11 protein-coding genes, 3 tRNA genes and 1 pseudogene are annotated in these 11,058 nt (G+C 67.7%); 6 read left to right on the top strand and 9 right to left on the bottom strand.

The genetic code is table 11. The features are described from left to right. Nucleotides 1-1,647: DUF6541 family protein (locus A5745_RS15975; protein ID WP_076117223.1), on the bottom strand; the 1,647-nt coding region annotated here is incomplete at its 3' end. 120 nt (nucleotides 1,648-1,767) lie between these two features. On the opposite strand from A5745_RS15975, the gene A5745_RS15970 reads away from it, so the two are divergent. Beyond that, nucleotides 1,768-2,964 carry a cysteine desulfurase-like protein gene (locus A5745_RS15970; protein ID WP_076063401.1) on the top strand — a complete coding sequence of 399 codons (1,197 nt, stop codon included), beginning with the start codon at nucleotides 1,768-1,770 and terminating at the stop codon, nucleotides 2,962-2,964. Between the two features lie 80 nt (nucleotides 2,965-3,044). Here the strand turns inward: A5745_RS15970 and A5745_RS15965 are convergent, their stop codons facing one another. Next, nucleotides 3,045-4,016, bottom strand: coding sequence for an NAD(P)H-quinone oxidoreductase (locus A5745_RS15965; protein WP_076117220.1), 972 nt, complete (start codon nucleotides 4,014-4,016; stop codon nucleotides 3,045-3,047). A 37-nt stretch (nucleotides 4,017-4,053) separates the two neighbouring features. Here A5745_RS15965 and A5745_RS15960 point away from each other — a divergent pair. Beyond that, nucleotides 4,054-4,140 (top strand) — tRNA-Ser (locus tag A5745_RS15960). 4 nt (nucleotides 4,141-4,144) lie between these two features. Here the strand turns inward: A5745_RS15960 and A5745_RS15955 are convergent. From A5745_RS15955 to A5745_RS15940, 4 genes are read right to left on the bottom strand one after another with little or no spacing between them, the layout of a single operon-like run. Beyond that, nucleotides 4,145-5,257 carry a hypothetical protein gene (locus A5745_RS15955; protein ID WP_076117218.1) on the bottom strand — a complete coding sequence of 371 codons (1,113 nt, stop codon included), beginning with the start codon at nucleotides 5,255-5,257 and terminating at the stop codon, nucleotides 4,145-4,147. Nucleotides 5,258-5,262: 5 nt separating this feature from the next. Then, nucleotides 5,263-5,451 (bottom strand): hypothetical protein, encoded by a 189-nt coding sequence (locus tag A5745_RS15950; protein WP_076063472.1) that lies wholly within the window; start codon nucleotides 5,449-5,451, stop codon nucleotides 5,263-5,265. A 29-nt stretch (nucleotides 5,452-5,480) separates the two neighbouring features. Next, on the bottom strand, nucleotides 5,481-6,716 hold the full coding sequence (lipE, locus tag A5745_RS15945) for a lipase LipE (RefSeq protein ID WP_076117216.1): 1,236 nt from the start codon (nucleotides 6,714-6,716) through the stop codon (nucleotides 5,481-5,483). 25 nt (nucleotides 6,717-6,741) lie between these two features. After that, nucleotides 6,742-7,566 carry a crotonase/enoyl-CoA hydratase family protein gene (locus A5745_RS15940; protein ID WP_076117214.1) on the bottom strand — a complete coding sequence of 275 codons (825 nt, stop codon included), beginning with the start codon at nucleotides 7,564-7,566 and terminating at the stop codon, nucleotides 6,742-6,744. A 23-nt stretch (nucleotides 7,567-7,589) separates the two neighbouring features. Here A5745_RS15940 and A5745_RS15935 point away from each other — a divergent pair, with 23 nt between their 5' ends. Continuing rightward, a complete protein-coding gene (locus A5745_RS15935) occupies nucleotides 7,590-8,174 on the top strand; it encodes a TIGR03086 family metal-binding protein (RefSeq protein WP_175879836.1) in 585 nt (194 codons plus the stop codon). A gap of 76 nt (nucleotides 8,175-8,250) precedes the next feature. On the opposite strand, the gene A5745_RS15930 is transcribed toward A5745_RS15935, so the two are convergent. Then, nucleotides 8,251-8,712, bottom strand: coding sequence for a DUF4334 domain-containing protein (locus A5745_RS15930; RefSeq protein WP_076117210.1), 462 nt, complete (start codon nucleotides 8,710-8,712; stop codon nucleotides 8,251-8,253). A gap of 3 nt (nucleotides 8,713-8,715) precedes the next feature. Next, nucleotides 8,716-9,789 carry a pyridoxal phosphate-dependent aminotransferase gene (locus tag A5745_RS15925; RefSeq protein WP_076117208.1) on the bottom strand — a complete coding sequence of 358 codons (1,074 nt, stop codon included), beginning with the start codon at nucleotides 9,787-9,789 and terminating at the stop codon, nucleotides 8,716-8,718. A gap of 89 nt (nucleotides 9,790-9,878) precedes the next feature. Here A5745_RS15925 and A5745_RS15920 point away from each other — a divergent pair. Next, a tRNA-Ser gene (locus A5745_RS15920) sits at nucleotides 9,879-9,967 on the top strand. Between the two features lie 32 nt (nucleotides 9,968-9,999). Further along, nucleotides 10,000-10,072, top strand: a tRNA-Arg gene (locus A5745_RS15915). A gap of 28 nt (nucleotides 10,073-10,100) precedes the next feature. On the opposite strand, the gene A5745_RS15910 is transcribed toward A5745_RS15915, so the two are convergent. Beyond that, entirely contained in the window at nucleotides 10,101-10,727 is a 627-nt protein-coding gene (locus A5745_RS15910) for a TetR/AcrR family transcriptional regulator (protein ID WP_076117206.1), read from the bottom strand. A 50-nt stretch (nucleotides 10,728-10,777) separates the two neighbouring features. Here A5745_RS15910 and A5745_RS25370 point away from each other — a divergent pair. Continuing rightward, nucleotides 10,778-10,960, top strand: a pseudogene (locus A5745_RS25370) (NAD(P)-binding protein); the annotation flags it as partial. Nucleotides 10,961-11,058 lie beyond the last annotated feature (98 nt).

The following is an 11,058-nucleotide window of genomic DNA, read 5'->3' as shown; positions in this document are numbered from 1 at the left end:
GTTCGAGTCACCGATCACGGTGTCGCGGGCGCCCGGCTGGTTGGCCAGGTAGGCCATCGCCATCAGGTCGCGCTGGTCGATCATCACCGAGTCGTATTTGTCGCCGAACAGCACCAGGTGCCGATAGAAGTAGTGCCGCGCGATGACCACGGTCGACAGCATTAGCAGCACCGCGGTGGCCGAGACCCAGACCGGCGCGGGCTGCGGTTTGAACCGCTGGGTCACCCGTTTCGCGCCCGCGACCACCAGCGCGACCGCGGCGAACAAGGCGATGGCCGCCATCGGCGTCGCCAGCATGGTCACCACGGCCGTGAGCCGTCGCGGATCGTTGTAGAAGAACTGGCTGAACACTTCGATGGCGGCGCCCGCCGCGTTGTGAAACGGCGCCCCGGAGTAGATCGTCGCGACGGTGAGCACCAGCCAAACCACCGGCGGCCACCAGATTCTCTTGTACAGCAGGATCGCCAGGCCGGCGTACATGAGCACGATCAGGCCGTATTGGGTCGGGAAGTCGTTGAGGTGACGGGTGTGCAGGAGCAGCGCGTCGATGACGCCCTGCTTCGCGCTCTTGAAGCTGGGGAATGCGTGCCCGGCGATGATGTCGGCCTGCCGGAGCACGCCGATGAACTGCGGCGCCAGGATCGCCGCGGTCGGCACCGCCACGGCGGCCAGGGTCAGCACGTCGGCGAGCCGGCCGCGCACCGGATGCCACCAGATGTCCAGCAGCCACCACGCCAGAAGGAACAGGATGACGATGAACCCGCCCGTCAGATGCACCGACAGCACACCCACCAGCGCCAGCACCGCCGTCGGGATGCGGTCGCGATGCCGCAGCGTCGAGGTGATCAGGACGTACGTCGGGATCGCGACCCCGTACGCGGCCAGGTTGGGCATCGCCGCGACACCGAACTCGACGTAGGGCACCGAGGTGAACGACGCCGATAACGCGGCCGCCGTCGCCGAAACCCCCGCGGTGCGCCAGATGGTGGTGCGCGGCCGAAGCAGATGCCAGGTCAGCATCGCCGCGCTGGTCGGAAACAGCCAGACCGAGGCCGCCACCGAGTTCAGGGTGTAGCCGGTGGTCGGTGCCGCGCCGGTGAGCTGGCAGAACACCGCGGTCAGGGCGTGGAACACCGACGGGTAATACAGCGCTTGGTGTGTCTCGACGTTGCGCAGCTCTCCCATGTGGGTGGACGACGCCTGGCCGGTGTCGAGCATGTAGCGCACCTCGTTGGCATGCCAGACGGCGTCCCAGGTGCTGGGGATGGTCTGCCAGTGCGCGGCCAGGCCGCGGTGGGCCGCCCACATGATCAACAGGGCGCCCAGCAGCACGCCGGCCGCCACCGTCAACGCCGGCCAGCCGCCGATGCCACGCGCCTCGGCCTTGGTGTCGCGGTAGCGGGTGAGTAGCAGCTGCAAACCCGTCATCACGAGGCAGACGACAACCAGCGCGGCGAGCGCAGTCCAACCGTTCCAAGGGATTCCGAGCGCGCCGAGGGGGATTATCGCCAGCGCGACAACGCCGTATGTCAGTGCCGGACCCACCGCGATAGCGACCGGCCAAGTTAGCTGAGTGATGCGTGCGACGATCGTCCCGGGCGTGATCAGCAAGAACAGTGCGAGCAGCGTTCCGATCCAGAGCCCCACTCGACTAGTATGGCTGCCCGGGTGACCTGGCTCGCCAAGCCTCCGTTCGGCTGGAACGCCTCTCGGCCACCCGCTACCGTCACAATTTCGCGGAAATGCGGAAGCTCTAAGGTGGCTGGCATGGCTTACGACGTCGCCCGGGTGCGCGGACTACATCCGTCGCTGGGTGACGGATGGGTGCACTTCGACGCGCCGGCCGGAATGCTGATTCCCGACTCTGTCGCGACGACCGTCTCGACCGCCTTCCGCAGGTCCGCCGCCAGCACAGTGGGTGCGCATCCCTCGGCGCAGCGCAGCGCCGCCGTGCTGGAGGCCGCCCGCTCCGCGGTGGCCGATCTGCTCAACGCCGACCCGGCGGGCGTGGTCCTGGGCGCCGATCGCGCGATCCTGTTGTCCTCGCTGGCCGAAGCGTCGTCGTCGCGGGCGGGGCTCGGCTACGAGGTGATCGTCAGCCGCCTCGACGACGAAGCCAACATCGCCCCGTGGCTGCGCGCGGCGCACCGCTACGGCGCCAAGGTGAAGTGGGCCGAGGTCGACATCGAGACCGGTGAGCTGCCGACGTGGCAGTGGGAGGGCCTGATCGGCAAGGCCACCAGGCTGGTCGCCGTCACCTCGGCATCGGGAACGCTGGGCACGGTCACCGATCTGCGGGCGATGACCAAGCTGATCCACGACGTCGGCGGGCTGGTGGTGCTCGACCATTCCGCCGCCGCGCCCTACCGGCTGCTCGACGTCCGGGAAACCGAGGCTGACGTGGTGGCGGTCAACGCCGTCGGCTGGGGCGGGCCGCCGATCGGGGCGCTCGTGTTCCGCGATCCGGCGCTTATCCACACCTTCGGCTCGGTCTCGACCGACCCGCACGCCACCGGCCCGGCGCGGCTGGAGGTCGGCGCGCACCAGTTCGGTCTGCTGGGCGGCGTCGTCGCGAGCATCGAGTACCTCGCGGCGCTCGACGAGTCGGCTCGCGGCACCCGGCGCGAGCGCCTGTCGCTGTCGATGCAGTCGGCAACTTCGTATCTGAATCGCATCTTCGATTACCTGATGGTGTCGCTGCGGTCCTTGCCGTTGATGATGCTGATCGGCCGGCCGGAGTCGCGGATACCGGTGGTCAGCTTCGCGCTGCAGGGCGTGCCCGCCGAGCGAGTGGTGCAGCGCTTGGCGGACAACGGAATTCTCGCGGTGTCCAACGAGAGTTCGCGCGTGCTCGAAGCGCTGGGCGCCAACGAGGTCGGCGGCGCCGTGACCGTTGGGCTGGCGCACTACTCGACGATGGCCGAGGTCGACCAGCTGGTGCGGGCCCTGGCGTCGCTGGGCTGAGGGTTAGGCCCGGCCTTTGCGCCGAGTGTGCAGTGACGGCGCCCATCTTGCACAGCGGAAGCCCTGAGCGCACACCCGATTCAGACCGTCAGCACGATCTTTCCGGTCACGTTGCTCGATACCAGCTCTTGGTGCGCGTCAGCGGCCCGCTCGATGGGCATGCGCGCGCCGATGATCGGCCGGACCCGGCCCTCGGCGATCATCGGCCACACCGATGCCGTCACCGCCTGCACGATCTCGGTCTTGCTGCTCGGGCCGCTTACCGGGCGGGCCCGCAGCGTGGTGCCGATGACCCGGGCCCGCTTCATCAGCAGCTTGCCGATGTTGAGCTCGCCCTTCACCCCGCCCTGCATGCCTATGATGACGAGCTGTCCGTCGGTGGCCAGGGCGTCGATATTGCGGTCCAGATAGGCGGCGCCCATGATGTCGAAGACCACGTCGGCGCCGTCGGTCTCCTCGCGCAGCCGCGCCACGAAGTCCTCGTCGCGGTAGTTGATGGTGATCTCGGCGCCCAGGCCGCGACAGAAATCCAGCTTCTCCGCCGACCCGGCGGTGACGGCCACCCGCGCGCCCAGCGCCCGCGCGACCTGGATCGCGTGCGTTCCGATGCCGCTGGCCCCGCCGTGCATCAGCAGCAGCTGGCCCTCACCCAGGTGAGCGATCATCACCAGGTTGGACCACACCGTGCACGCCACCTCGGGCAGCCCGGCGGCATCCACCAGGTCGACGCCCTTCGGGATCGGCATCACCTGGCCGGCCGGAACGGCGACGTATTCGGCGTAGCCGCCGCCGGCCAGCAACGCGCAAACCTCTTGTCCGACAGACCATTCCGTGACGTCGGCCCCGACGTCCGAGACGACGCCGGACACCTCCATGCCGATGATCTCGCTGGCCCCGGGTGGCGGCGGATACTTACCGGCGGCCTGCAGCACGTCGGCGCGGTTGACGCCGGCCGCGGTGACCTTGACCAATACCTCGCCGGGGCCCGCGGAGACGTCCGGCACGTCTTGCCACTGCAGTTTGTCGGCGGATTCAGCGACGATTGCGCGCATGCGGGCCACGCTACCGACCCCGGCTACCCTTATCAGCGGTGGCGTGGCAGAGCGGCCTAATGCACTCGCCTTGAAAGCGAGAGACGGCTAACACCGTCCGGGGGTTCAAATCCCTCCGCCACCGCGGGTCAGCGGGTGGATTCGTGCAGTGTCGGCGCGTAGCGCAGCACCGCGCCGATGCCGTCGGCCGGGGCGATGCGCTCGTCGGTGCGAACCAGCGACGCCCCAACGGAAATCGCCATCAGCGGCAGCGCCTCGTCGGCCCGCAGCGTCTTCGCGGGGGCGGCGCCCTGCTCGGACAGCACGTCGGCATTCGGGACGACGGCGGTCAGCGCTTCGTCGGCGACCACGGTGGCGTCGTCGATGTCGCCGATGATCATGGTGTCGACCGCTCCCTGACGCAGCGCCGAGCACACGGCTCCCAGCCCCTCCGCGGCCAGCCCCGATTGCCGGCCCACCTCGGCGGTGAAACGCTGTGCGGCATCGTCGATCACGCTCAAGTGCCGCTTGGCGAATTCGGTTTCGATCGCCCGCTGGATTTCGCCGTAGTCGTGGCCGCTGTGGCGCGCGCCGACCTGCAGCGGCGTCGCCCGCATTCGCTCCGGCAGCGCCGCCACCAGATCCGAGCGCGACCGCACCTCACCCACCACGAAGATCGCGTCGACGCCGGTGTGGTCGACGATCTCGCTGACCCGATCGGCGATGGCCCGCACGTTCTTGCGGGCGGCTTCGTCGCTGCGCAATTGCGGATCGCCGTAGCCCGACGTTTCGGCGCTGTCGGCTTTGTGCACGGGATAGCCACCGCCGTCGACGGTTTCGGAGCGCAGGGTCCCGTCGATGTGGGTGGTGATGTCCGCGCCGGCGTGATCGACGACAACCAACAGGTAGTCCGGGTCGTCGTAGCCGAGTTCGACGATCGGGACGATGTAGGGCAACTCGGAGACGCGCACGACGGTTTCGGCGGTCGGACGCACCAGGTGCTCGTTGAGCACGACGCCGGTGGCGGCGGCCACCACCGCGCGGCCGCTGCGGCCGATCGGCGCGCGCAGGTCCATCACCGCCTGTCCAATCTGCTCGGTGACCGAGGCGTCGGCGCCCTGCTGCTCGAGCTGTTCGCGCAGTGCGCGCCACTTCAGCTCGAGCTGAGCCTCGGCGTCGTGGGTGTCGTGCGAATCGTCGAAGTAAACGGACGCGAACGGCCCCGGACTGTCCAATAGCTGTCGGAAGCGGTCGGAATGCATACCTGTCAGCTCTCCTCGCCCTCGGAGTCGTCGAAGAAATGCCAATCGCCGTCGTGCTCGACTTCCATTCGCCAGCCAAGTTCTGAGTTGTCGGCCTTGGCGTCGACGAACCATGCATGCGCGTCGCCGGCGCTTTCGATGTCCTTCGTCGCGACGACTTCTCCGGTCGGGTTCAGCACGCGGTAAGTAGCCATGTTCCGCAGTGTTCCCACCGCGGCGTGGCCTAACCGGTCGGGATTTCGGCGGCGATGGTGTCCATCAGCGCGGTGTAGCGCCGAACTTCGGGATCGCGGCCCGGCTTGCCGCTGCTGATCACGCCGGCGGCAAGCGCGCGTTGCGGGTCGGCCCAGATCGCGATGTTGGCCAGGCCGAGGTTTCCGAACGCGGCCGGCGCATTGCGACCGAACGGCCCAAACCTGTTGGTGCCCAGCATGTATCCGGTGCCCCAACGGGCCGGGTGCAGCCCGACGGCGAAATCCGGCCGCAGCCGGCGGCACTCCTGCACCGCGGCGTACATCCGCTCCGGGCTGATGATCCGCACGCCGTCGAGTTCACCGCCCCGTCGCCAAATCTCGGCAAAGCGCGACAACTCGTTGGCGGTCGAGACGGTGTTGGAGGACGGGACGACGGTGGTCAGGAACGCGGGGGTGTTCGTGTACGGAATGATCTCGTGCACGCTTCCGCCGATCGCCTTGCGAAAGATCGCCGCGACCGGCGGCGGCAGCGGCTTGCCGGTGGCGTGGCTGGGCGCCACCAAGGGAACGTCCTGCTTGGCGACGCCGAAGTTGGTCCACCGGAAGCCCAGCGGATCGAGAATCTCCGCGGCCAGGATTTCGCGGATGTCCTTGCCGGTGGCGGCGTAGACGATCTCGCGCATCAGCGGGCCCCACGTCAGCGCGTGGTAGATGTGCACCAGTCCCGGCCGGTACAGCGGCCTGAGCTTGGCGAGCTGCTCCTGTGCGTACTCGTGGTCGTCCGTGCGGCGCAGGTCCGGGCGGGGCCCGGTGGCGAAGGGGACACCCGCGCTGTGGGTCAGCACGTGCCGGATCGTGGTGCGGTGCTTGCCGTGGCTGGTGTAGCTGGGTAGGTACTTGCAGACGCGGTCGTCGAGCGAGAAGTGGCCCTGCTCGACGAGCATGTGCACCACGGTTGCGGTGATGCCCTTGGCCGCCGAGTACACGCAGAACGGCGTGTCCGTCGTGACGGCGATCTTCTCGCCGTCGGGCGGGTCGGTGGGAGCGTTGCCCCAGCCGTGCCCGATCGCACGGTTGAGGACGACGCGACCGCGATGCCGGACGCACAGCTGGATCGCGGGGTGAAAGCCGGCCTGATACCAGTGCCGCGCGGCCTGCCAGATCCGTTCCACGGCGGCATCGTCGACGCCGGAGTGGTCTTCCTCGCCGATCGTGGTCACGGCGTCCAGGTCCGCGGGGACGCGGATTCTGCCGTCGGGAGTCACCCAAGCGAGGGTACGTGGCCCCGCGCTACTCCCCGGTGAACTGCGGCAGACGCTTGGCGAACGTCGCCGAGATCCCTTCGGTCAGGTCCTTCGACGGCAGGAAAGCCGCGTTCCAGGCGGCGACGTAGCGCAGGCTCTCCGACACCGCCGCGATGCGTTGCTGGTCCAGGACGTCCTTGATGCCGTGCACGGTCAGCGGCGGGTTGGCGGCGATCTCTGCCGCGGTCGCGTGTGCGGCCGCCAGAGTGGCGTCTGCGTTCTCGTACACCTCGTTGACCAGGCCGATCTTCTCCGCGCGGGCCGCGTCGATGTCCTTGCCGGTCAGCGCGAGCTCGCGCAGGTGTCCGTCGTTCAGGATCAGCGGCAGGCGGGCGAGGCTGCCGACGTCGGCCACTATGGCCAGCTTGACCTCCCGCACGGAGAACTTGGCGTCGGCGCTCGCGTAGCGGACGTCCACGGCGGAGATGAGGTCGACGCCGCCGCCGATGCACCATCCGTGCACCGACGCGATGGTGGGGGTGCGGCAGTCGGCGACGGCGCTGATCGCCCCCTGCATGCGCTTGATCTCGCGGTGGAAGACCGCTCGGGGGCCGGCCAGCGCGTCGCCGGACAGCAGCGGGGTGAACGAACCGCCCATTGCGGGCACGTCCAGGCCGTAGCTGAAATTCTTACCGGATCCGGTGATGACGATGGCCCGCACCTCGGGGTCCGCGTCGAGCGCCGGGAACAGCTCGGGCAACTCCGACCAGAAGGCCGGTCCCATCGCGTTGCCCTTGCCCGGTCCGATCAGCGTCACCTGCGCTACCTGGTCTTTGATCTCGACGGTGACGGATTCGTATGTTTCGCCCATATCGAGACCGTAGCGTGGCAAATATGCCCAGTGATTTGCGACCCGGCCCGCATTCCCCGCCCACCGATGAGCTGCACAGCGCCGAGGACACGCTCGCGGTTCTGCGGCGAGTTCTGCACCCCATCTCCGCCGACGACGTGTCGCGGCAGACGCCGTGCACCGAATACAACGTCTCGCAGCTGACCGGGCACCTGCTGAACTCGATCACCGCCCTCGGCGGCATGGTGGGAGCGGAGATCCCCGAGCGCGACGAAAGCGATTCGGTGGAACGCCAGATCGTCGCCGCCGCGCGGCCCGCCCTCGATGCTTGGCATCGGCGCGGCCTGGAGGGCACCGTGCCGTTCGGCAACGGCGAAATGCCGGCCAAAGGCGCGTGCGCCATCCTGTCGCTCGAATTCCTGGTCCACGCTTGGGATTACGCCGTCGCGATGGGCCATCCGGTCGACGCGCCCGAGCCGCTGGCCGAATACGTGCTGGGTTTGGCGCGCCGCGCCATCAGGCCGGAGCTACGCGGCAGCGCCGGATTCGACGACCCGGTCGACGTGCCGGAAGACGCCGGCGCCCTGGAACGCCTGGTCGCTTTCACCGGCCGCAACCCGGCCCGCTAAGCACGCTCTGCCGAACGTGCGGCCAGACGCACGCTCGGCCTCGAACGTGCGGCCAGACGCACGCTCGGCGAAAGGCCTACACCCGCTCTAGGTAGAAGTAGTAGTAGCGGCCGTCATCGAGCACGCCCTTGCCGTTCATGATTCCCATGACGGCATCGTCGTCGATCTTCTTGAAGTGGTCGTGCACGGGTTGGCCGTCATAGACCATCGTCGCGGTGACCTCGCCGCGGAAGTCCTCCAGCCACAGGCTCGCCTCGCCCTTGCCCATCGCCTTGTTCGAGAACTTGTTGCCGTCGGCGTCCACGCACACCAGCGGCTGCACGTCGCTGGCCGACGTGAACGTCTTCCCGAACCAACCGGCCTTCTCCAGTTGGCCGTTCATCTTGTGGCCGGTGACGAACTCGCCGCCCTTCCATTCGCCGATCATGCCGTCGATCGTCGCGGGCTCCAGGGTCGCCCAGAAATCGTCGAGTTCGGCATCGGCGATCTGATCTCCGCGCTCCTTGAACTCGGTGAACTTCTTGCGGGCCAACGTCATTGCTCACTCCTCCGGTTCGGTTTGGGTGATCCACTCGCGGGCGAAGCGCAGCAGCGCGTCGTTCTCCTCCGGCGCCCCGATGGTGACCCGGACGCCGTCGGTCCCATACGGGCGGACCACGATGCGCGCGTCGGCGGCCTGCTTGACGAAATCCAGCGTGCGGGGCCCCAGCGGCAGCCAGACGAAGTTGGCCTGGGTCGGCGGCAGCGCGAAGCCGGCGTCGCGCAAGGCCGCGGCGACGCGCGTGCGTTCGGCGACCAGCGCGTCGGTGCGCGCCAACAGCTCGTCGGCGGCGGCCAGCGACGCGATGGCGGCGGCCTGCCCCAGGCTGGACACGGTGAACGGCACGTAGACCTTGTCGAGCGCGGTGATCAGGTCGGGGTGTCCGACCGCGTAGCCGATGCGCAAACCCGCCAGCCCGTAGGCCTTCGAAAACGTCCGCAGCACAACGACATTGCTGTGGGCCCGGACCAGATCCAGGCTCTCTGGCGCCATGCCGTCGCGGACGTACTCGACGTAGGCCTCGTCGATGGCGATCAGGATGTGCGGCGGGACGGCCTGAATGAATCGCGCCAAAGCATCCGGGTCGACGACGGTGGACGTCGGATTGTTGGGGTTGCACACGAAGATCAGCCGGGTGCGTTCGGTGACCGCGGCGAGCATGGCGTAGAGGTCGAAGGTGTGGTCGGTCAACGGCACCTGGATGGCGCTCGCGCCGGAGACCTGGACCAGTGGCGGGTACAGCTCGAAGCTGCGCCACCCGTAGATGACTTCGTCGCCGGCCGCGGCGGTGATTTGAACGAGTTGCTGGCACAGGCTGACCGAACCGCATCCGACGGCGACGTGTTCGGGCGCGAAATCCGAACCCAGGTGGGCGGCCAGCGCGGCCTTGAGCTGCACGCAGCCGTTGTCGGGATAGCGGTTGACGATGTCGGTGGCTCGCTCGATGGCCGCGCGCACGCTGGGCAGCGGGCCGTAAACGGTTTCGTTGCTGGCCAGTTTGATGGCGCCCGGCACCGTCTTACCAGGAACATAAACTGGCAGCGCGGCCAGCTCCGGCCGTAGGCGGGCAGTCACTTCGACAGCATATGTCGGCGCTGTGTACGCTATGCCTCCGGCGGTTCCGGGACACCGGGAAGGGGTCGGGTAACCTCAGAAAGTCCAATGGAGGCGTGCCAGAGCGGCCGAATGGGGCTCACTGCTAATGAGTTGTCCCCCTTCAAGGGGACCGGAGGTTCAAATCCTCTCGCCTCCGCTGAGTAGTTTTGGCAAGACAACTGAAGACAGGCGCCCGTAGCTCAACGGATAGAGCATCTGACTACGGATCAGAAGGTTGGGGGTTCGAATCCCTTCGGGCGCGCTTATTACGGACGAAATCGCAGACACCTTCACGCAAACGTTCCGATGTATGCGTGTGCCATCCGCTTGACCTCTCGGACCACCGCGGCGCGGTCGCGTTCGTCGTTGTCCAGGGTGGCTCGGTCGAGAACGGCGCCGATGGCCGTGACAAGAACAAAAAGAGCCGCCGCCAGCCGGTCTCGCCGGGCTCGAACCCCTCTCTGCCGCAGAGCGTCTGCCAATACGGCGGCGATGCGCCGATCTGACGCGATGTCGATCGCCTGCAGTTCGCGACTAGTCCGCATGGCGGCCCGAATTTGGACCGCTGCTGACTCCGAGGCAGCCGCGGACAGGATCTGCTCGACGAGGGCATCGACCAATTGCTCAAGGGAGCGACTCGGGTCGGAGAGATCGGCGTCGGCAATCGCCGACTCAATCCGGGCGTTCATGCGTTCGGCCAGTGTGGCAACAATCGCCTGCCGGTCTCGAAAATACCGGTAGACGTTGCGGACCCGCAGACCCGTGCGCTCAGCAAGCGCGCTCGTGGTGAGTGCATCGGGACCACTTTCCCTGAGCAACTCACTGGCGGCGTCGAGGAGTGTCGTCAAGGTGCGACGGGACCGTTCTTGCGCGGGAATCGTCCGCAGCCCGTGTGCGATCTTGCCCGGCGTTCCCATAAACCGGAGAATAACTCCCTTTTTGGTTGACGCAGCGGCGGGCCGCGCCTATGTTTCAGCAAAAAGGGGAGTCTCACTCCCTTTTGTTGGAACAAGGAGTTGTCGTGGATCGGCACGCGGACGTGATCGTGGTTGGAGCTGGGTTAGCCGGACTGACGTGCGGGCATCTGGTGACGAAACGCGGACTCGGTGTCATCGTCCTTGAGGCGAAGGCCCGGGTCGGCGGTCGCCTACTGAACCAAACTGTGGGCGGCGCCATTGTCGATGCGGGCGGGTCGACGTACTGGTCAACAATGCCGGGATCCTGCGCGACGCCGCGTTCAAAAACATG

Origin of the sequence: Mycobacterium sp. IS-2888 (assembly GCF_001954215.1) — a bacterium.
Lineage (GTDB): Bacteria > Actinomycetota > Actinomycetes > Mycobacteriales > Mycobacteriaceae > Mycobacterium.
The sequence above is the reverse complement of the archived record's forward strand: the minus strand, read 5'-3'. Positions and strand labels throughout refer to the sequence as shown.